The organism is Arthrobacter sp. Y3221160 (assembly GCF_059092585.1).
Genome location: NZ_JBNHHU010000001.1, coordinates 1,240,408 through 1,260,926, shown reverse-complemented (window position 1 = coordinate 1,260,926; position 20,519 = coordinate 1,240,408). Strand labels below are relative to the sequence as shown.

The 20,519-nt window shown below is 63.6% G+C and carries 15 protein-coding genes; 7 read left to right on the top strand and 8 right to left on the bottom strand.

The features are described from left to right. Positions 1 to 347 precede the first annotated feature (347 nt). A complete protein-coding gene (locus AC5RWG_RS05700; RefSeq protein ID WP_494090714.1) occupies positions 348 to 818 on the top strand; it encodes a DUF5956 family protein in 471 nt (156 codons plus the stop codon). A gap of 349 nt (positions 819 to 1,167) precedes the next feature. On the opposite strand, the gene AC5RWG_RS05695 is transcribed toward AC5RWG_RS05700, so the two are convergent. Continuing rightward, complete coding sequence (locus AC5RWG_RS05695; RefSeq protein WP_494090713.1) at positions 1,168 to 1,419, bottom strand: SulP family inorganic anion transporter; 252 nt, start codon at positions 1,417 to 1,419, stop codon at positions 1,168 to 1,170. Between the two features lie 231 nt (positions 1,420 to 1,650). Here AC5RWG_RS05695 and AC5RWG_RS05690 point away from each other — a divergent pair, with 231 nt between their 5' ends. From AC5RWG_RS05690 to AC5RWG_RS05665, 6 genes are all read left to right on the top strand, one after another. Beyond that, positions 1,651 to 2,547: a bile acid:sodium symporter family protein gene (locus AC5RWG_RS05690; protein WP_494166545.1), complete on the top strand. Its 897-nt coding sequence runs from the start codon at positions 1,651 to 1,653 to the stop codon at positions 2,545 to 2,547. Positions 2,548 to 2,576: 29 nt separating this feature from the next. Beyond that, positions 2,577 to 4,295, top strand: coding sequence for a sulfatase-like hydrolase/transferase (locus AC5RWG_RS05685; protein ID WP_494166544.1), 1,719 nt, complete (start codon positions 2,577 to 2,579; stop codon positions 4,293 to 4,295). A gap of 14 nt (positions 4,296 to 4,309) precedes the next feature. Then, the gene (locus AC5RWG_RS05680; RefSeq protein WP_494166543.1) at positions 4,310 to 5,242 is read left to right on the top strand and encodes a formylglycine-generating enzyme family protein; all 933 of its coding nucleotides are present in this window, start codon (positions 4,310 to 4,312) and stop codon (positions 5,240 to 5,242) included. An 874-nt stretch (positions 5,243 to 6,116) separates the two neighbouring features. Further along, positions 6,117 to 7,424, top strand: a complete 1,308-nt coding sequence (locus tag AC5RWG_RS05675) for a hypothetical protein (RefSeq protein WP_494166542.1) — start codon at positions 6,117 to 6,119, stop codon at positions 7,422 to 7,424. A gap of 630 nt (positions 7,425 to 8,054) precedes the next feature. Next, the gene (locus AC5RWG_RS05670; protein ID WP_494166541.1) at positions 8,055 to 9,344 is read left to right on the top strand and encodes an AI-2E family transporter; all 1,290 of its coding nucleotides are present in this window, start codon (positions 8,055 to 8,057) and stop codon (positions 9,342 to 9,344) included. Between the two features lie 514 nt (positions 9,345 to 9,858). Further along, complete coding sequence (locus AC5RWG_RS05665) at positions 9,859 to 10,824, top strand: LysR substrate-binding domain-containing protein (RefSeq protein ID WP_494049602.1); 966 nt, start codon at positions 9,859 to 9,861, stop codon at positions 10,822 to 10,824. Positions 10,825 to 10,896: 72 nt separating this feature from the next. Here AC5RWG_RS05665 and AC5RWG_RS05660 read toward each other — a convergent pair whose 3' ends face one another. The 7 genes from AC5RWG_RS05660 to AC5RWG_RS05630 form a co-directional block, all read right to left on the bottom strand. Next, positions 10,897 to 11,919: an ABC transporter permease gene (locus tag AC5RWG_RS05660; protein ID WP_494049603.1), complete on the bottom strand. Its 1,023-nt coding sequence runs from the start codon at positions 11,917 to 11,919 to the stop codon at positions 10,897 to 10,899. Continuing rightward, on the bottom strand, positions 11,916 to 13,439 hold the full coding sequence (locus AC5RWG_RS05655; protein WP_494049604.1) for a sugar ABC transporter ATP-binding protein: 1,524 nt from the start codon (positions 13,437 to 13,439) through the stop codon (positions 11,916 to 11,918). Before AC5RWG_RS05655 ends, AC5RWG_RS05660 begins: the two co-directional genes overlap by 4 nt. Continuing rightward, positions 13,436 to 14,593, bottom strand: a complete 1,158-nt coding sequence (locus AC5RWG_RS05650) for a sugar ABC transporter substrate-binding protein (protein WP_494166540.1) — start codon at positions 14,591 to 14,593, stop codon at positions 13,436 to 13,438. Before AC5RWG_RS05650 ends, AC5RWG_RS05655 begins: the two co-directional genes overlap by 4 nt. A 126-nt stretch (positions 14,594 to 14,719) precedes the next feature. After that, the gene (locus AC5RWG_RS05645; protein ID WP_494166539.1) at positions 14,720 to 15,118 is read right to left on the bottom strand and encodes an acyl-CoA thioesterase; all 399 of its coding nucleotides are present in this window, start codon (positions 15,116 to 15,118) and stop codon (positions 14,720 to 14,722) included. 3 nt (positions 15,119 to 15,121) lie between these two features. After that, positions 15,122 to 16,060 carry a beta-keto acid cleavage family enzyme gene (locus AC5RWG_RS05640; protein ID WP_494049606.1) on the bottom strand — a complete coding sequence of 313 codons (939 nt, stop codon included), beginning with the start codon at positions 16,058 to 16,060 and terminating at the stop codon, positions 15,122 to 15,124. Position 16,061: 1 nt separating this feature from the next. Further along, complete coding sequence (locus AC5RWG_RS05635) at positions 16,062 to 18,338, bottom strand: hydantoinase B/oxoprolinase family protein (RefSeq protein WP_494023337.1); 2,277 nt, start codon at positions 18,336 to 18,338, stop codon at positions 16,062 to 16,064. Further along, the gene (locus tag AC5RWG_RS05630) at positions 18,335 to 20,464 is read right to left on the bottom strand and encodes a hydantoinase/oxoprolinase family protein (RefSeq protein WP_494049607.1); all 2,130 of its coding nucleotides are present in this window, start codon (positions 20,462 to 20,464) and stop codon (positions 18,335 to 18,337) included. Before AC5RWG_RS05630 ends, AC5RWG_RS05635 begins: the two co-directional genes overlap by 4 nt. Between the last annotated feature and the right edge of the window lie 55 nt (positions 20,465 to 20,519).

The window sequence follows — 20,519 nt, the reverse complement described above, 5'->3', positions numbered from 1 at the left end:
GCTGCCAGTTTGAACTCAAAGACGTCCGCTAAGGAGTGCCCCAGAAATAGTATTCGGCGTAGGGCTGCCAGGTGCCGGCGGAGAGCCGCGCGCCCTTCCTCGGTCAGGCTAGCCAAGTACGGGGCATCCTAGCTGAGGCAATCACTTTACTTAGCGGAGCTTATCGGCGTCGAAGTACGCCACACAGTTCACGCCAGGCTATGCGAAATACACCGCCGGAAATCTGGACACTCCCAACAGCCCTGATACCCAAAGAACACCGACTCCAGATGCTTCTCCGGATGGGATGATGGTTCAACCGGGCACTGCCTTGATGGTCCGAAACCATGATGCAAAGGCGGTTAAGCATGTGGGATGACTTTCCCGAGGGAGCGCACCCCGAAGGGTGGATCGAGCTGAGCGAAAATGGCTGGGGTGCGGTGGCAGCTTGGTATGCCGGGCCCGATAACGTGCGTCGCGAGCCCATGGGAGTCAGGACCGGCATGGTCCGCGTGACCTGCGAGAAGCCCGACGGCACGGTTTCTTTCTGGGAAGAGCCGATCACCGAGGACGATGTGCGCGGCATCGAGGACGACATCGACGCCTACCTGAAGGACGCCGGGCTGCCGTCGAGGCCGCGGGGCTACCGCTGGTTCCTGCGCCTGCCTGACGGAATCCGTGGGGAGGATGACTTATGGGCCCGGCTTGACCGGGCAGACATGGCACTTCCCCGGACTGCCAGTCACCCTCGGGATACCGTCCCGGTGCTCGGACGGGTGGTCCAGGCCCTCTACGGCAGAAACGACATTGTATACGGACAGCCATGTCCGGAACGGTAGGCTGTCTTGCCTGAATTCGTTCAAGTCCCCGATTGCTGGGGCTGGGACGCGGCGGAGTTTGGGTGAGGGAGGGAACCCAGTTACGGCACTCATGTGTGAAGGCTGCGACGAAGCGATCGAGGACGACAACAGCCACATCGACTTCAACGGGGAAGACTGGCACGAAGCCTGCTTTGAGGTCATCGGTGGGCCGTCGTGCTGCTGCGGAATCATGTACGACAACGGGGAGGGCACCTGTAGGAGTTGCGGCGACTCGCTGAAGCGGTCTCGCCTTCGCCGCCCTCCAAGGGTAGCGCGACTGCGTCAGGAGTTATTCAACTGCGGAACGCGGTTGAGTTCCGCTTCAATTTCAATGTCTGACGGTCTGCCTGCTTGCACGGAGTGCCACGAGGCGTTCACCTACGAACAGGGCGCCTTGCTGGTGTGCCCGATGTGCGGCCACGAATGTGGCGTAGAGGCCGCAGACGGGGTTGACTCCGGCCATCGCCGCGGTGGCCATTCCGGAGGGCACGCTGACCACGGCGTTGACGAGGCCGGCCAGTGCATCCCCGGGAAGGTTTTTCATCCGGGGCACAAACCCGGACGACGTCTTGGCATTCATCTGTGTCCCTTGGCCGTCCTGGAACGTTTCGGGCTGATGCCGCGTGCCTGCGGTGGGCGTGCGCGGCGCGAGGAGCGGTGAGGTGCACGAGCGGCGGACCGCGCTCGAACGCGGCGCAAAGCTGTGACTAGCCTAAACGAGATTTCGTAAGCTAGCTTAGTATTATTCGGGGTGACCTGCACCGCTTAGGGGCCGGAGCAGTGACCGTGCTGACGACCAAGCAGGTGGGCGGTGTACGAGTTTTTCCAGGCCCTGGGCTCGTGGGGGGTGACCGTCTTCGTGGTTACCTCAATGCTTAACGTGGGTCTGACCCAGAAACCCACACGGTTGCTCATGCACCTGTCCAACCAGGCGTTTTTGCTGCGGATGCTGTTGCTGAATTTCATTGTGGTGCCGGCCCTGATGATGGCCGCCACTGATCTGGTGGAGCTTGCAACCGTGTCCGTGGCGGGCTTCTTGCTGTTCGGATTGACTGCCGGGGCTCCGTTCTCCATTAAGCTCACCGGGGTCTCCGATTCGGATATTGCTCTGGGCGCGACCGTGATGCTCGTCCTCATGGTCGGCACCGTCCTCTGGCTCCCGCTCCTGCTTCCCCAGGTGCTGGAAGGTGTGACGGTGGACACTTGGGCATTGGTCCAGGGGCTGCTCACGCAGATGGTCCTGCCCTTGGTAGTCGGGAAGCTCGTCCGGCAGTTCAACGAGAACGTGGTGGCCGCCGTGCAGCCGTGGGTGGCGATAATTTCCAACATCTCCCTGTACGTGCTGATCGTCGCCATCGTCATCGGATACCTGCCGGCCATGACCGATCCCGGGCTGTGGAAGGCGGTCGGCGTGGGCATGGTGGTACTAGTACTGGCCCTGTTCCTGGGCTGGACCATGGGCGACGGGCACGACCATCTCCAGGGCGTGGGCGGGCTGAGCACCGGCCAGCGCGGCACCGCTGCGGCCCTGATCGTCGCACAAGACAACTTCGAGGATCCGCGGGTTTTGGTGCTCATCACCTTGCTCAACACCTTCGGGGTGGTCATGCTCGTCGTTGCCGCGAAGCTGATGAGCAGGGAAAACAGTTTCGCCTTCCTGATTCCCCAAGCCGCCGACGCTCCGGGGAAATCCGAGCACGACCCGTAGACACCACACGTAAGAGGAGACCCCGAATCATGAGTTCTGCCCGTGAGGAACGACCGAATATTTTGGTGCTGTGCATGGACCAATGGGACGTGCACATGGATCTGCCCCCGGGTGTGGAGCTGCCGGCCATCCAGCGGCTGGTGGGCGCCGGCGTGAGCTTGGCCAACCAGTACTGCACGGTGCCCCAGTGCACGCCGTCCCGGGCGACCATGTGGACGGGCCAGCATGCCAAGAACGTGGGGCTGTGGGACAACACCAACTTCGCCTGGACCGACGTATTGGACCAGGACGTGCCGACGATCGGCACGATGCTGCGGGAGCAGGGATACTATACCGCGTTCAAGGGCAAGTGGCACCTGTCCCACCCGGCGCGCTCCTCCGCGGCGCTGGAGGGCTACGGTTTCTCGGACTACCAGTCCTGGGGCGACAACTGGGGTGCTCCACTGCACGGCGAGCAGCTCGATGGTGCGGTGGCCTTCGAGACCGTTGACTGGTTGCGCCACAAGCGCCCGCACGACAGGCCCTGGCTGCTGATCTCCTCGATGGTGAACCCGCACGACATCATGTTCCTGCGCGCCGGCGCGGACGAGCAGGCACACCCCAACGGCGCGCTGGCCCCGCTGGCCCATCCGCCCCAGGATCTGGGGTTCATGCGAGAGTTTGACGTCGAGCTTCCCGGCAATTTCCACGACGACCTCGAGGGACAACCGCTCGGGGTGCGGTCCTACAAGCGCAACGTCGAGTGGAACTACGGCCGGATCCCGGAGGGCCGGGAAGACCTGTGGAAGGTGCGGCGCAACTATCTGATCAACTGTCTGCGGATGGTCGACGGCGAGTTTCAGAAGATCCTGGACGAGCTCGACCGGCAGGACCTGTGGCGGAACACCGTCGTGGTGCTGACCTCTGACCACGGTGAGATGAACGGGGCGCACGGACTGGCACAGAAGGGGGCGATTCCTTTTCAGGAGGCCTCGATCGTGAACATGACGGTCGTTTCACCGTACGGGCCCAGTGGAGTCCAATCCGACGCCGTTGGCTCCCACCTCGACCTGGCTACCACGTTCCTGTCCTGGGCCGGGCTGGGGGAGGCAGAGACCCGGGAACGGTACCCCGCGCTGAAGGGCCGGAACCTGCGGCACCTGCTTGAAGCTCCTGGAAAGGTGAGCCCGCCTCGGGGCTCGTCGGCCGAGCCCGGTGACGGGGCGCTGGTCAACTGGGATGGGCTCAACATGCTCGATCCGGAGTGGGCGATCCAGGGCGCCCTGCGGGAGCTGGCCCAGCTCGGCCACGGACCGGACAAGACCTTGGAGGACTGCCGGAGGGTGGGGGAGGTCTACGGGGCACCGGACATGGACAAGCGCACCTTCTTCCGGGCCGTCTCCGACGGGCGGTACAAGCTGGTGCGCTGGTTCGCGCCCACCCAGTACGAGACCCCTCGGACGGTCGAGGAGCTACACGCCAGCTCTGATGTCGCTCTCTACGACCTCGCCGAGGACTCCGGCGAGCTGCACAACATCGGGGACCCGACCCACCCGGACTACGACGAGCAGTTGGTCGCGTCGATGCTTGAGAAGCTGGCGCACCTCATCGACACGGAGCTGGGCGAGGACGAGCGCCCCTTCGACCTGGACCTGTTCGGCACCCGGGAGGTGCGCTACCGTTCGGAGGTCATCGAAACAGAGACTTCGGCCGGCAGGCAACCGGCCGGACCCGGCCCCGGGACAGCGGAACGTGAGGGCGAGTTCTGAGCCCGGCAGCTTCCATGCGGAACATCCCACCGGACATGGTCCTGGTGCCCGGTGGGATTTTTCCGATGGGCTCGGAGGACTTCTACCCCGAAGAACGGCCCGTCCACCCGGTGCGCGTGTCCCCGTTCCTATTGGAGCGTGCGCCCGTCACCGTGGCACGGTTCGCCCGCTTCGTCGCGGACACCGGCTACCTCACCGTGGCCGAGCGGAGCCCCGACCCCGGCGAATACCCCGGGGTGGACCCGGAGTTACTGGTGCCCGGGGCGCTGGTGTTCACTGGCACCAGCGCCCCGGTACCGTTGTCAAACCCGTCACGGTGGTGGTCCTGGGTGCCCGGCGCCTCTTGGCGTGCGCCAGAGGGCCCCGCCTCGGCCGCCTTGGAGGAGCGGGCCGAGCACCCGGTCACTCAGGTGTCCTGGGAGGACGCCGCCACCTACGCGGCCTGGGCCGGACGGCGCCTCCCGACCGAAGCTGAGCACGAGTTCGCGGCCCGGGGCGGGACCGAGGGCACGACCTATCCATGGGGGAACGAACGCGCCCCGGACGGCCACCACGTGGCGAACACCTGGCAAGGCTCCTTCCCCTGGTGGAACACTGCCGAGGACGGGTGGCCAACCACTTCCCCGGTGGGCGCCTACACGGCCAACGCCTACGGCGCCGTGGATCTGATCGGCAACGTCTGGGAGTGGACGGCCGATCGCTGGACCCAGCACCCGGACGCTGCGGGGTCCCCGTGCTGCGTGCCCACCGATCCCCGCACGCCACACACTGGCCCAAAACACTCCCGCGATGCGTTCGTGGTCAAGGGCGGATCCCACCTCTGCGCTCCCGAGTACTGCCTCCGGTACAGGCCCGCAGGCCGGCAGCCCCAGGACCGCGACTCCGCCACCACCCACATCGGATTCCGGTGCGCACAGCACCTCGAAAAGGAGGGGAATGACCCCTGACGAGGTGCGCCTAGGAGAACTATTCCTACGGCGATGACGTTCCCCCGCTGGTAGACCCTTCGACCTCTCACGATGCCCAGCGCCCCCCGGCCCGGGCTCGGGCCGCGAGCCGCCAGGCCCGTACCTGGGAAGCCAACTGGGTTTCTACGCCGTATGGACACAGAGTGCGCAGAATGCGAAAAGGGCTTCGGCCAAGTTTAGTGGGGTGTGCCGCCTGAGCGCGCAGCTGGACGTCACCGTTTCTCCTATTTCGATGCCTTCACTCATTCAGTCATTCCTTCACAAAATTTTAAGGGAGGGGGTTTGGGTGCGGAAAAGCAGGCAGAAGCCCTCCGGCGACGACGACGGCAGTTCAGGAGCACGAGACACAGGGTGGCAATACGGCCGCGACGTGGCACCGAAGACGCGGCAACGGTCAGCCCCAGTAGTGCCCAGCCGCCAGTACATCGGGTGGCGGGTCCCCGAGGGCTTCTGCGTCACCGAAGGAGCAGGGGCCGCCACGAGGCCGTCCTAGCCGACACTCTGGGGGAACGATTGGTAGGCTTCTGCCTCTCTGTTTACTGCACTGGACTGTTGACGACCCCGACCCTACGCAATTTAGTTTTGTTAGGTAAATCGAACCATCACTGCAGGTGACAGTGCCGCGAAGCAGAAAAGCCCTCCCAACGGATGAAAGTCAGATCGTGAGGGGAGTAGGGTGAAAAGCACGGCATCGCCAAGGTTGGCCGCGGGCGTTTCGACTACTTCATTTGGCTAAAAGCTCCACGACCCGCCTTAACGAGTGCAAGGTAACGACGGAGGTCCAATTGGATCGTCCCAGACTCGACGCTAGAGATTATTATGACCGGACGCGTCGACAACCTACGGTTGCCTCATGCCAGTTCTGACGACCCACGACCTTGCTGCGGAATTGGCCAGCTTGCTTAACGAGGTTGTCCAAGGTTGGTCCACTGAACGCACCGAGAACGCACCCCCGAGCACGGAGCGCGTGGGCTACGCGCATGTAATTGATGGCCGTTACGAGGTTTGGGTTGCTTCGACTGATCATCGAGAGAGAGTCACTATTGGCCTCCCGGCCGGACGGCTGGTTTCGCCGAATGAAATCCGTCTGATCAAGAGAGTTTTGTCCGTGTTCCGATCGGACCTACAGGTTGTAGGCGATGTATCGGTGGCACAGGATCTATGGAGTGCGTTGGCATCAACTCAGTTCTTGCGAGCCGCGGCTCGTTTGTCGCCGTTCTCCGCCACGCCGCTTCTCCGATGGATCAGAATCTTCGAGGCGGCTGCGCGCCAAACATACGAAGGTATCCGATTTACGGGGAACGTGGTGCTCGTCAAGCATTTGCCCACGTTCACGAAACACGCAAATGTGCGATTCCATGCGTTTCATCAACCGCTTTCGTTCGAGCAAGCGCTTCTCAGAGAGAGCTGGTTAAAGGCATTTCTCCAGAACGGCAAATTTGCACTAGTTGCCGGTGGTCAAAGCGGTGCTGCCCAAGGCTTCGTTGACACTTCGGGGGAATGGGGAGAATCCATGGTGCTGGCCCCGGTTGAGGATTTGAAAGGTTTGTACGGATTTCTCCGGACGGGCACGTCGATCCTCTCTGCGTCGCGGTCCGGCGATATCCACTTCGCACTGCCGACAGGAGTGACCTTCATTAACTCTCAGGGCAGTTGGCTGTATCAGGACTGGGGCGTGCTGAGGCGCTTACTGGAAGCCCGTTTAGGCGCTGATGTTGCCGAGCACGCGCTGCGGCTCGTGGCGGGATGCAGATACGAGCGCCGCGGGTCGCTCTTTGTGTTTCTGGACGCCGGCGTTGATCCGTCCGAGATCGTTCCTGACCATGCAAACCCGGATCGAGCTGCGCGCATCCTCCGGTCGTCCGTGTCGGGCGGCATCTTGGGCGATCCGACATCCATCAGGGTTCTGCAGGCGGCCTCCGGTATTGATGGTGCCGTTCTTTTGGATGATCGCGGTAGAATCATCGACGTCGCAAGCATGATTACTGAACCCAGCCCTGCCGCTCTTGCGGCAGCGGGTCGGCAGGATCTCGAGCGGTTTCCTGGCGCAAGGAGCACGGCGGCATGGAACGCGAGCATTTGTGGTCTGGCAATCAAGGTTTCTGACGACGGCCCGGTTGATGTCTACGAGCGTGGCCGACATGTCTTTCATTCAGGATGACTGAAGAGGGCGATTACCGACGCTGTGATCTCCCAAAAGGCGGTCGGGGTCGTGGCGCACCGGTCGGTAGGCACCCACCATCTCATGCACCATAGGAACGGCAGCCTGCAACCCTCGTCCAGCCGAGTATTGGTTTCGCCCGTGGTCGGTCCAAAGGAAAGCGCGCCCGGATGTGCAGCCGCCACGACAGGTCGGGGACCGACCCGGCGGCTACCGCTTGGCGGCTGGTCCCCGTCCTGGCCACGGTGGGGCCCCGTCTCATGTGGAGTGTAAATCCGAACTAGTGCAGCCTTTAGCGAGGCCACCCCTCTTCAGGGGTCGCATCCTTGTGCGGATTCCCCTGCGGCGTCGGTCTCAACTTCAAAGCCGCTCCGAGTAGTCCCGGCCCTGGGGGCCCTGTGCCGGCGGCATGGGCTCCAGCATCTACTACCTCATCCACATGCAGGTCGAGACCTACATTCTGACTCCGAAGATTCTGAGGCAGGCAAGTCGAGGTTGCGGGAGCCTAGGTGGTGCTGGCCGGAGCAGGCGGTGAGAACTGGGCGGAATCCAAAATCAGGGCTGAACATCGCTCCATAGTCCGCACCAAGTGACTACTACGGAGCGGCGTGTTCCGACAGGATAAAGAGTATGGATTCCTCCCAAGACCGTGGGCGCCGGACGCCGCAAGCCAACCGTGACCAGCAAAGCGAAGCCGAGGGCTGCCGAGCCTTAGGGCAGAGAGGAGCAGGAGAATTCGCCAGAATATTTGTCGGGACCGTCAAATGGGTGGCCGGGGGAATCGTCCTCATTCTTGGAGCGGCAGTTCTTTGGAATATTGCCGGCTACTTGTGGACCATAATTTTTCCCATCCTGCTGGCGCTGCTGCTCAGCAGTATCCTGTGGCCCGTCAATCGACTGCTGCGCAAAGCGCTGCCTAACGCACTGGCAGCGCTGGTGACCATCGCGGCCCTGTTCGCGGTGATCTACGGCATCATGCGGTGGATGATTCCGTCCCTGCTGTCGGAGACCTCCGGGCTGGCGGAGCAGGCACGGCAAGCACTGACCCAGATCAGTGCCTTTTTCACGGGTCCTCCGTTCAATCTGCAGAACGTGGACCTAAACGAGTTGATCGACACCGGACTGCAACAGGTGCGGGAGAACATCTCGGCCATCCTTTCCGGCATCACCTCCGGGATTTATAGCGGTGTGGGGATGGTGGCATCGTGGATCATCATTTTTTTGCTGGTCGTCGTCTTCGTTTTCTTCAGCCTCAAGGACGGAGACAAATTCCTGCCGTGGGTCGCGCACTGGAGCAACGCCCGTGCTTATAGGCATATAAAGGCGGTCTCTGTGAAGGCATGGCAGACGCTATCGGGGTATATTCTGGCTCAGGCTACCGTCGCCCTCGTGGATGCCGTGTTCATTGGGCTGGGGCTCTGGATTCTGGACGTTCCGTTGGCACTGCCGCTATCGGTGCTGATTTTCTTTTCGGCCTTCATCCCGATCCTCGGAGCCATCGCAAGCGGAGCGCTGGCTACCCTGGTGGCTCTCCTCTCCGGCGGCTGGACGACGGCGCTCATCGTGCTCGGCATTGTGCTGCTGGTTCAGCAATTGGAGAGCAATATTCTCCAGCCGATGCTGGTGGGGCGCGCGCTCCATATCCACCCCGCCGTCGTGCTGTCGTCGGTGACCGTGGCTGGCACGTTGTTCGGTATCACGGGCGCGCTCTTGGCTGCGCCGGTCACGGCGGTCGGCATCGTCGTGCTGCGGTACGTGCGCGACATCTCATTCACGCCGGCGAGTCCCTCCGCCGATGACGCGGCACATTCCGATGATGGTGCGCCGACAGCCATGGATGAGTCCCGGGACCATGCGACGAACGACGACGGCGCGGGCGGTAGCAGAGCTGTCCGCGACACCGGCGCCGGCCGGGCATAGGGTCGGCGCTACCTTAGGGACGCTTTAGGAGTACATCCAGCAGAAGGTCTTTGTGGCTCTAGTCCGGAGCGATGTCTTCGAGACCACATTGGCGGACTCAACCGTCCAGCGTCGTCAAGAGGTGCTAGAAGCTTCAGGGGACACATCAGGGGAGTAGCTTACAACCAACGGAAACCTCGAAGGTTATTCAGCTACGGAACGTGGTTGAATTTAGATTTAATGTTTAAAATTTCGCTTTAGCAGTGCGATAACGCAGCTCAGTCGATTGGATTCGACTGAGCTGCGTTGTTTTGTGCCCCCACCCCCAGGGGTGAACTCTTCCCACCTGGGAAGGCCTCCTCGGATTGGGATCCTAAACCCGCTCTCTTCCATAGAGCCGAATCGAGAAGCTTGATGGGTTCGATGCCCATCCCGTCGAATTTTCGCCGACGATTGGACGTCCTGCCAGGGAAGCACGCGGGAAGCTTTGATGGAGAGTTTACGATAAAGGGACTGACTGCTGGGAGATGAATTGTTGGAATTGAGCCGCGTCGACCTGAACCTGCTGGTGGCGTTCGACGCGCTCATGACGGAGCGCAACGTCACCAAAGCGGCGGCCAGGCTTTCTGTAGGGCAATCGGCCATGAGCGCGACCCTTGGTCGGATCCGGAGACTTTTCGGAGATCCTATTCTCGTCCGTCAAGGCCGGGAATTCGCCGCCACGCCGTTCGCGGAGGAGTTGGCCGGTCCTGTAAGGGAAACGCTCGCGAATCTCCAAATGTTGTTGGAACGCCGTGCCGAGGAATTCGATCCGGCCACCGACTCACGACAGTTCACAATCATGGCCAGCGACTACGTCACCTTGATTCTCTTGCACGAGATGTTGGTCCGGCTCACCGAAGACGCCCCTGGGGTCCGGCTTCACATTCAGCCGTTGGGCGCCGATTTTGCGGAACGGATTGCAGGGAACGAGGTGGACCTGCTCATTGTCCCGGCAGGCGCGCTGCCGGACTACACGAAGTATCACCACGCGCCCCTCTTTAACGATCGCTACGTTTGCGCGGTCGCGGTCGATAATCCGGACGTTGGCGAGTCAATAACTGCCGAGGAATTCTCCGCGCTGCCCTACCTCGCCACGCGGGTTGGCGGTCTCCCGTCGCTGGCCGAGATGCAGCTTAACGCGCTCGGCATCGGCCGCAATGTAGAGTTGACTACCAGCATGACCCTCGCCCCGTTCCTGCTGCGCGGTACCCGTTTGATGTCCCTAATCCACGAGAAGCTTGGGCTCCTAGTGGCAAACGAAGTTGAACTACGCCTGCTTGAACCACCGATCCAGCTTGAACCGGTACGGGAAATCATGGTGTGGACGGAGCGACATGAAAGCGACCCGGGGCACCGTTGGCTGCGGGAAACTTTGACGCATCTCGTGGACGACATATCGGGGCGCCCGTCCCGGCGCCGCGGCCGACCACATCGCGATGGTGGTCGGCCGGGCACCTGACCGTCGTTCGCCGGTTTCACGTATTACCGCGGCGACCGAAATGTCTCGTCGGATGGTGAGCTTCCGTTAGGGTCACGCCGGGGTTCTTCGGCGGCCGAAGTAGGTTGAGAGGGCGATTGCTCCGACAAGGGCCACGCCGTTGAAGACCGGCCCGACCCATGCCTGTGCTCCCGCAATACTCAGTCCGCTCACGGTGAAGGCCACGAACAGGACGCCGATGATGGTTCCCGACACGTTGGCCTGTCCCGGACGGATCGTTGTCTTGCCAAGAAAAACGGCGGCCAGGACGGGAAACATCAGCCCGGGGCCTGTCAGCGGGTCGGCGCCTCCCGAGCGGGCTGTGAGCAAGACTCCGGCGATTCCGGCAATGGCGCCGCTGAGAAGGAAGCTGGTCCAGATTACGCGCTTGGTCCCGATGCCAACCATGTGGGCCGCCCGTGGATTTGAGCCGATCGCAGTCAGCTCGCGGCCGAAGGGCGTGTGTTCAAGCAGGTACCAGGCGATCACGATGACCGGAATGAGCAGGAATACCAGGCGCGGGATCCCGAACCACGTCAACGAGCCGAAGTCCTGTAGGGCCAGCGACAGGCCTGTGGTGATGGGCATTCCGCCGGTGTACCACTGAAGGATCCCGGAAAGAATGGTTGCCATGCCCAACGTAGTGATAAAGACGTCAAGCTTCGCGACGGTCACTAGGAAGCCGTTCAAAGCTCCAACCAAAATCCCTGACAGCACGCCGGCCGCGATGGCTCCCCATAAGGGCAGCCCGAAGTGTGCCATGCCTGCGGCCGTCACGACGGAGGCGACACCGATATTGGCGCTAACGGACAGATCGAGGAAACCAGCCCGAAATGGGATGACGGTGGCAAGCGCTGCCAAGGCGACGACTGACGAGTTGCCGATTGTTGTAGTGATGTTTGCTTGCGATGGAAAAATGCCGGCGGTCTGGCCGTAGAGGCAGAAAAAGACGAAGACGATGATCGAGACTCCGACCAGACCGTAGTTTTCTACGATTTGGTGTCGGGTGCGGCCCCAAGTGCTGATCGGACGTTGCGCCGGCTTGCGGTGATTCGCTGCAGTCGTGGTGGCGGTCATGCTGTCCTGCTTTCGTCATGGTTGAAGCAAAGGCGGGTCAAGTTGTTTGCCGTCAGTTCGCTACCAGCCACTCCGTGGATGATGCGGCCGTTGTTGAGGATCAGCACCCGGTCGCAGAGGTTCGCCAGTTCTTCAAAGTCGGAACTGACGACAAGGGCGGTCGCTCCGGCGTCCGTTTGGGATCGGATCATGCGGTAAATTTCGGGACGGGCGCCCGCGTCGACGCCTTGCGTTGGTTCATCGAGCAGCATGACGCGCGGGAACCTGCGCAGCCATCGGGCCATAATCAGTTTCTGCTGGTTGCCCCCTGACAATGAGGACAGAGGTTGCTCCTGAGAGTCTGATTTCACAAGGTATTCGGCCAGTAATGCAGAAGATTCCGTCCGCTCACGGCGGGCATCGAGCCTGAGCTTGCGCCAGTAGCGGTCTGTCTGGCCAGCCGAGAGGTTTTCCCGTAGCGAGAGGCCAGGGAACCCCGCCACGCCGAGCCTGTCCTCGGGAACCAAGGCTATACCGGCGTCCATGGCCGCCCTGATGTCACAGTCGGGAACGCGTCGCCCGTCGACAATGACGCTGCCGTTATACGGAGCCGACCCGAAAAGGCATTCCAACAAGTGGCTGCGCCCGCTGCCAAGAAAGCCTGCAATTCCTAGTACCTCCCCTGCGTGGGCGGCGAACGAAATGTCCTGAAGCCCGGGAGCGGACAACCCTTCGAGTGTCAGGACCGGTTCTGCCGGTGCCGCGGCAGGCCTCGGGTAGACCTCGCCCAGTGCCTGTCCAGCGATGTGCTCGGTCAGGTCGTCGAGGGAGTCCGCCTTGTAAGGCCCGGTATGGACCCTCGCCCCGTCTCGCATGACGGTCACAGTGTCGGCGGCCTGCTGGAGCTCGTGGAGCCGGTGCGTGATGTAGAGGATTGATGTCCCTTTATCCGCCAGAGTGCGTACGTAGCTCAGCAGAAGGTCGGCCTCCGTGGCGGAGAGTGATGCCGTCGGCTCATCAAGGACCAACAAATGGCCGGCGTTCGCGTCATCGAGCTCGTCCTGGAGCCCCCGTGCGATGGCAACCATCGTCCGTTGGGCAGGACCGAGTCGCCCGATTTTTGTCTCAGGCGAGCAATCGAGGTCGAAACGGTCGATCAGGGCCCCGGCCCGCTGCTTTAGAGCCGACCAGGAAACACGTCCTAGGCTTGTCTGATAACCATGGCCGAGGGCCAGATTTTCCATTACCGACATTGTGGGAAACACTGCGGGATCCTGGTGAACGAAGCGCAGTCCCAGGTTCTTCGACTCTTGCGGGGTCACATTCCGTGCTGCCAGTTCCCGGCCTGCCAGGCAGATGGTCCCGGCGTCAGCGGTTGTCACGCCCGCCAGAATTTTGACGAGCGTGGACTTCCCTGACCCGTTGGCACCCAACAGGGCATGGACCTCCCCGGCCCCTATCTCGAGGCCGAGGTCATCCAGCGCAATTGTGTTCCCGTAAGCCTTTCGTAAACCATGAAGAGCGAGACGGGGCGCTGTCACTTAACGTTCCAGGCGGTCCGGTAGTCGGCGCGGAAGTCATACGCCGATTTGTAAGCCGATTCCCCGTCGGGCGTGTTGTGCGCGGCGTCCACCGTCTGCCAGCCCAGGCCTTGGACCTCCTGTTCCTGTCCGACGAAGGCGCGTGCCAGGACGTCTACAGTGGCCCATCCCAACCACTCGGCGTCATAGGCGACGGCTGCGCTTTGGCCTCGGCCTTCCTTGATGAATCCCATATTGGGCGCGAGGCCCTCGCCGCCCATGGCGGCGATCGTGGCACCCCGGCCCGAAGAATTAATGGCCTGAGCCAGACCGGACGCGCTCATCCATCCGTCGAAGAGAGCGTTGGTGGCGTTCGCCGTCGGATTCGCGGTCAAGGCCGCGGAAAACTTCTGGCGCAGGACGCCGGAGGCGATGTCGGAGTCGGCGACGTGTACGTCTTCGAGGATTTCGCATTTGCCGCACTCGGCCAGTTGGTCAGTGAAACCCTTGTTGGCGTGGTTGCCCAGGATCTTACCGTCGAAGACAGTGTTGATGATTTTGGCTTCGCCGTTCGTTTCCGACATAATCCACCGGGCCTTGGCCGCGCCCCATTCTTGCATCCAGCCTGCCAGATCCGGGTGTTCCTCGGTCATCTTCATGGACGCAGTGAACAAAGGCTCCCCGCCGATCTGGGGGTCGTCACAGTCAAATGAGAAAGCCTGGACTACGGGGATACCGGCGTCCTTGGCTTCGCGAAGAGGTGCCTGGATCAGGTTGCAGTCAACACTCACGACGATGATCGCGTCGGCCTTGGCTGCGATGGCTTGTCGGACTCCATTTGAATAGGCGCCACCAACGCCGAATGCACCGTCGTAGACCGTGGTTTTCCATCCGAGCAGCTCGGCTGCCTCTGTCGCGGCAGCGCTGACCGTGGCACAACCCTCGGACATTTGGGAGCAGGACAGGATCCAGACGTCCTGGCCGGGCTCCGTCTCGACCGTGGCTGTAGGGGCCTTTCCGCTCGTACCGGCGAAGTCCGCGTCCGCGATCGTAGCGAAGTTGGTGTCCGGGTTGCTCGCTTGCCCACTTGGTGTTGCAGCCCCGGAGGTGCTGCAGCCTGCGGTGCTGAGTGCCACGGCGGTGAAGGCCGCGGCGAGCCAGATCTTTTTGTGCATCATTGGATTCCTTAGTTCGTCGTTGAACAGATGATGTAGCTGGTGGAACCTGGCACGCCCGGTGTGCGTGCCTCACGGCCCCGCCCGTTGAGCAGAGCTGGCGGGCGGGGCCGGGAGTTTAGTGGGTTAGGCGGGAGCGGATTCTGCGAGCAGGGCCCTCAGCTCCTCTGGAAGGGGAGCAGGCTTCCCCTCGAATCCGACATGGACAACGGTGTGGTGGCCGTCAATGCAGGGCTCGCCTTTGTGGAGGATCGTCCATTCGTAACCGATCGAAGTGTTGCCGACGCGGGCCGTCCGCAGTTCGATTTCGATCCCATCGCCGGCAGTGAGCTGCCGGCGATAGGTGGCGCCAATGCTGAGGCGGGGGAGTGCCTGGATGTGATCTCCGAGCCCTGCGGCCCGGTAAGCGTTGTGCTCCACGGCTTCGACCCAGCGGAAGGCGGCAGTGAAGTGGATCCGGCCCGATGCATCCGTATCGACCCAGGCGACAGTGGTTTGACCGTGCAGGCTCCCAGGATTTTCCATCGCTCAGCCCGTCACTGCACTGGCGGTGTCCCGTTCCAGGGCGGGCAAACCCATGAGGGTGCGGGCTTCGGATGGGGTTGCCGGTTCCATGCCGAGTTCGCGGATGATGCGGACCATACGCTCGACCAGCGCGAGATTGGTGGCCGGGACGCCCTTTTCATATGAGAGGTTGTCCTCGAGGCCGACCCTGACATGCCCTCCCAGGAGCAAGGCGTGGACCGTGGCCGGCAGCTGCGCGGGGCCGATGGCGCTGACGTTGAAGATGGAGCCTTCGGGGAGGTGTTCGACCATGCTTTGCAGCAGTTTGGGCGTGTAGGGGAGTGCGCCTTGGAATCCCTTATGCGCGCCGAGGACCATGTTGATGAAATACGGTGCCTCGTCCAGACCTTCCTCGATCAGTTCCGTCACGTCCTGGATGATGTGAGCGATGCTGAAGACCTCCCACTCGGGTTTGATTCCGCGCGCCTTCATCTGCTCGGCCAGCCAGCGCGAACGCGACGGCGTGGTGGTCACCAGCAGTTCCCTGCCGCCGCCGTGGGCGCAGACCGTATGTGCGTCCAGCGTGCACATCTCCGCTCCGGCGCCGTCGAGTCCCTTGATCCTTTCGTTGAAGTCGATTTCCCAGAGGCCGTTGTCCAACTGGTGGATCATGTCTCCGTGAATGCCACCCCCGGTGGAATTGTTCAGCACAATGTCGCAGCGGGACCGGATCAGGGAGTTGATGCGGGCATAGGTGTCCGGGTCGCAGGTTGCCAGGCCATCGGGGCGGCGGGCGTGGATGGCGGCAACGCTTGCGCCGGCTTCGTAGCAGGCGACGACGTCGTCGGCGATTTCTTCCGGGGTGACGGGCAGGTTCGGGACTTTGTCTTTGGTGGCCATCCCTCCGGTGGGAGCGACGGTCACAATGACCTTGCGCGGGCCGAATTCGGCGTTCTTGGCCATGTCAGTTCTCCTCTGCGGTGATTGCCAGATCGGCGGTGATGCCGGAGGCGAGGTTGAGTTCGAGGTCGTGGAAGGGCTCTTCGGAGACCAGATGGATGTCCACGGCCAGCAGGGCACCGCTCGACGGGCAGAGCCAGCCGGTCGCCTTCAGATCCCGGTGTAAGGTTCGGCCGACACGATGCGGGAGGGGCAGATCGACGCGCACCGCCCCGTCGCGCCATCGGGTGGACCCGGTGGAGAGTACGGCGCCGGAGAGCGTCTGCACGCGCCACTGTCCGGCTGCGGAGACCACGGCGCGCAGCCGGTCGCCGAGCGCGAGCCAGCGCTCCCCGGCGGCGATTTCATGGGGAACCACGTCGGGACCCACGGCGTCGGCAGCCAGGGGAAGCGTCTCCGGATCAACGCCCAGGCGCTGCGCCCGAAGGTCGCGCCGCAGTCGGAGCGTGGCGTCGGCGTCCCAGCCCGAGGGGCGGCCCGTCTCTGCGCCGATGAGAACGACGCCGTAGGTCTCCCGGGCAGCGGCCACGCTGACCACGCCGCGGCGCACGTCTGCGAGCACATCGACAGGATCACGGTCCAGCGGGTCGCCGATCCCGCCGCCGCCCTGCCAAGTCACGGCGAAGACATCCGTGTCACGCATGGGGAACGCTCCGGGTTTCGAACCCAGGTCCTGAAAGGCTTCCGGGACCTGCACCGAAGCGTTCAGCTCGGCGGATGGATCCGCACGATCCAGGAATCCGGGCGCGAATGCTTGGCTGATGGTTCCGCCCGGCAGGCCGCCGGAGAGACCGGCGGAGTTGGGTACCTCGACGCCGTGAGTCATCACGAGTGCCTCGGCTTCCGGGATGGACACGGTCAGGGCGACTTCCGCGGCAACGCCGCCCCGGCGGCGGCCCGCACCGCCGGTGTCTTGGGCCAGGCGTCGGTATTGGTAGACCAGGGGAGTTTTCTGTTCGTTGACCTCCACGTCCGCGATGGACGGGCAGGGCGCGTTGATAGGACCGGCCGCGTCCTGCCCGTCATGTGCGGTGAACGCACCGAATCCACCCGCGAGTGGGTCCATCAGGTGCAGGCCGAACTTCTCCCCGTACTGGTTGATTCCGCTCAGGTTGAAGGTGGCCATGGTGCCGCTGCTGATTCCCTGGGCGCGGTGCGCGTGCTGAGGAGCTGCCGTGAGCAGCCTGTTCAGTGCTGCCGAGACGACATTGCTGACCACCCAGATGGTCTCGACGGTGGCGCTGCCCACCGGGGCCGGCGACATGGCGGTGCAGATCAGCCGGTCGGGCGCCGTCACCTCGACGGGTCGCAGGAGGCCGTCGTTCCACGGCAGGCCGAAGCCCAGGGTAGGGATGAGCGCGCCGGCTACGCCGCCCATGAGGCCCGCCCGCGAGCAGTTCACGAATCCCTGGGCCTGCGGGGAGGATCCGGAAAAGTCAAGGATGAGGGAGTCACCCTTCTTCGTGGCCAGAAGGTCGACGGTATAGAGCTTGTCGGTGTGGCCGTCGTGTTCCAGGAAGTCGCGTGTATGCACAACGCCGTCCGGGATTTCACGCAGGCGTTGGCGCATGCGCTGCTCGGAGTCGGCCACCATGGCGACCATCACGGCCTGCACCACGGGGGTCCCGTAGCGGCGGCAGAGCTCGGTGAGACGTTCCGCGGCGACGTTCAGTGTGGCGATGAACGCGCGAATGTCCAGGCCAACCTGGGCCGGCAGGCGGGTGGCGGCGAGGATCATGTCGAGGACGTCGTCGCGCAGGACACCGCCGTCGACCAGTTTCACCGCCGGGATGCGCAGTCCCTCCTGCCAGATCTCCTTGGCTTTCGGCGACCACGACGCGAAGTCCATGCCGCCCATGTCCGTTTCATGGGCCATCACGCCGGCCCAGGCAACGATTTCGCCGTCGACCACCAAGGGGGCGCACATCTGCACGTCGTTCTGGTGCAGTGCTCCGATGAACGGGTCGTTGCCGATGATTCGGTCGCCCTCGCGCAGTTTCATGTTGCTTTGGCGCAGGTGACGGATTAGTGCTCCTACGGGCGGTGCTTCGAACGTGACTTGGTGGCCCATGGTGGCGAAGGACCCGTCCGGCAGGTAGAGGCCGGTAAAGAAGTCACTGGCCTCGGTGACGGTCGGGCTGCCGCTGACAGACTGCAGCGCGACGCGCATCTGGTCGGTAATCGCGACGAGCCGGCTGCGGACAACCTGTGCGGTGACGGGGTCGGTTCCGGGGACCGCTGCTGCGGCTACGGGGATGGTGGAGGTCTCGAGGAGGCTCACTGGTTTCCTACTTTCACATGGATGACGCCGGCGTCGTCGGTTTCGGCGGAACCACCCGGCGGCACTACAACGACGCAACCGGGCAGATGGATCAGGCACGGTCCGGCGAGTTTTTGGCCGCCGGCCGGCCAGCGGCACCCGTAGACACGGGTGTTCTCGGGGGTATCCGGGTCATCGAAAACGACGGGACGAACTCCGAGGTCCTCGAAGGCTTCACCGTTCGAAGCGGCGGCCAGGACTTCGGCGGCACGGGATGCCACGGAGCGGACCGAGAGGATCTCGAACCCGGCCTCCCGGAATCCGGAGCCGGCACCAAAGAGCAATTCGTAGTCGGCCTCGAATCGGGACAGCATGTCGGCGAGGTCCTGCGCGTCCGGGGACTGTTGAAGGACTACATCCAGGTGATGGGCCTGGCCGTGGTAGCGGACCGCGACAGTATGGGTGACCGCAGCGTGGTCAGGATCGGGGATGGCATCCAGGGCGGCCCGGGTGGTGGCCGCCATGGCTTGGGTGAGCGTTGCGGCGTGCTCGGTGGTGGGGGTGGCGCCGCTGGCAAGCCGGATGTAGCTGGTGCGCGACGAGGTGGTCTTCAGGTCGCTGGTTCCTGCCCCGTACGCGGATTGGGCGGTGGCGGTTGCCGGAACCAGGAATCCTTCCAAGCCCAGTTCGCGGCACAGCGCCCAGGCGTGGGAGGGGCCCGAGCCGCCGCCGGCTACCAGCGTGAATTCGCGGGGGTCGTGGCCACGCTCAATGGTGACCGACCGCAGCAGATCAGACATCGTGGTGTCGAAGACCACGCGGATCGCACGGGCGGCCTCCATGGCGTTCAACCCCAGCGGGCGGCCGACCTGCTCCTCGATGGCCCGGGCCGCGGCCTCGCGGTCCAAGGTGATGCCGCCGGAGCCAAAGGCATCCGGGTCCAGGACCCCGAGCACCAGGTCAGCGTCCGTAGTGGTTGGCTCCGTGCCGCCCTTGCCGTAGCAGACGGGGCCCGGGACGGCGCCGGCACTGCGCGGGCCGACGCTGAGGATCCCGCCGTCGACGGCGGCGATGGAACCGCCGCCGGCTCCTACACTGGCGATGTCGACGGATGGAACGCGCATGTCCGCTCCGCCGAAGGTGACGTCTTCGCGGAGCAGTGGCACGCCGTCGACGACGACGCCGACGTCGAACGAGGTGCCGCCGACGTCCATGGTCAGGATGTTCGGGCGGTCCTGTTCTTTGCCCAGGGACTGCCCGGCGACGACGCAGGAGGCCGGACCCGACAGCAGGCCGTTGACCGGGGACGAGGTGATCGTTCCCGCCGGGACGACGCCGCCGGCATTGGTGGTCATCATGATCGGCGCGTTCATGCCCAGGGCGCGCAGCTCGCGTTCCAAGTTGAGCAGGTAGTGCCCGGCGATAGGCCCCAGCGCGGCGTTGGCAGTGGTGGTGGATGCGCGGGCGTACTCGCCCACGGAGGGCGCGATGACGTGGGACATGCTGACGAACGCGTCGGGGAGGACCTCGGCGATGATCTCGGCGACAGCCTGCTCGTGACCGGGGTATTCGGTAGCCCACAGGAGGCAGATGGCCACCGCTTCGACCCCCTCGGCCTTCAGTGTTTTCGCCGCCGTGCGGACTGACTCGATGTCGAGTGGGGTGAGCACGCCGCCGTTGGCGTCCACCCGTTCAGTGACCTCGACGACGAGTTCACGGGGGACAAGCGGGGGGATCTGCCCGCGCAGGAAGTAATCCCCCAGGTCCAGGCCCTTCAGGCTGGCGGTGCCTCGCCGCAACCGTCCGATTTCCAAGACGTCACCGAAGCCACGGGTGGTGATTAGTCCGGTCTTGGCCGAGCGGCCGGTGAGCAGCGCGTTCAGCCCGACAGTGGTGCCGTGCCCGAAGCGATGGACCTGCTCGCAAAGTTCCCGCGTGGTGAGTCCGGCGAGGTCGGCGGCCAGGTGGATGGCGTTGACGACGCCGGTGACGACGTCAGCGGTAGTCGGGGACTTGCAGACATAAGACTCGCCGGCGGGGGAGCGGAGCCACAGGTCGGTGAAGGTCCCGCCTACATCGGTGCCGATGGCCCAACCGTGGGTCGTCTCGGCCGGCAAAGCGCCGGGAAGGTCGGTGGTGAGGGTCAAGGTCCGTCACTCCTTTGAATAGTGGTGGGTGTCAAGGTTGTTTGGGCGTCGGGGC

Coding starts and splice junctions, on each gene's coding strand:
- AC5RWG_RS05700 (WP_494090714.1), top strand. CDS start 348: ATGTGGGATGACTTTCCCGAGGGAGCGCACCCCGAAGGGTGGATCGAG.
- AC5RWG_RS05695 (WP_494090713.1), bottom strand. CDS start 1,419: ATGAATGCCAAGACGTCGTCCGGGTTTGTGCCCCGGATGAAAAACCTT.
- AC5RWG_RS05685 (WP_494166544.1), top strand. CDS start 2,577: ATGAGTTCTGCCCGTGAGGAACGACCGAATATTTTGGTGCTGTGCATG.
- AC5RWG_RS05680 (WP_494166543.1), top strand. CDS start 4,310: ATGCGGAACATCCCACCGGACATGGTCCTGGTGCCCGGTGGGATTTTT.
- AC5RWG_RS05675 (WP_494166542.1), top strand. CDS start 6,117: ATGCCAGTTCTGACGACCCACGACCTTGCTGCGGAATTGGCCAGCTTG.
- AC5RWG_RS05670 (WP_494166541.1), top strand. CDS start 8,055: ATGGATTCCTCCCAAGACCGTGGGCGCCGGACGCCGCAAGCCAACCGT.
- AC5RWG_RS05660 (WP_494049603.1), bottom strand. CDS start 11,919: ATGACCGCCACCACGACTGCAGCGAATCACCGCAAGCCGGCGCAACGT.
- AC5RWG_RS05650 (WP_494166540.1), bottom strand. CDS start 14,593: ATGCACAAAAAGATCTGGCTCGCCGCGGCCTTCACCGCCGTGGCACTC.
- AC5RWG_RS05645 (WP_494166539.1), bottom strand. CDS start 15,118: ATGGAAAATCCTGGGAGCCTGCACGGTCAAACCACTGTCGCCTGGGTC.
- AC5RWG_RS05640 (WP_494049606.1), bottom strand. CDS start 16,060: ATGGCCAAGAACGCCGAATTCGGCCCGCGCAAGGTCATTGTGACCGTC.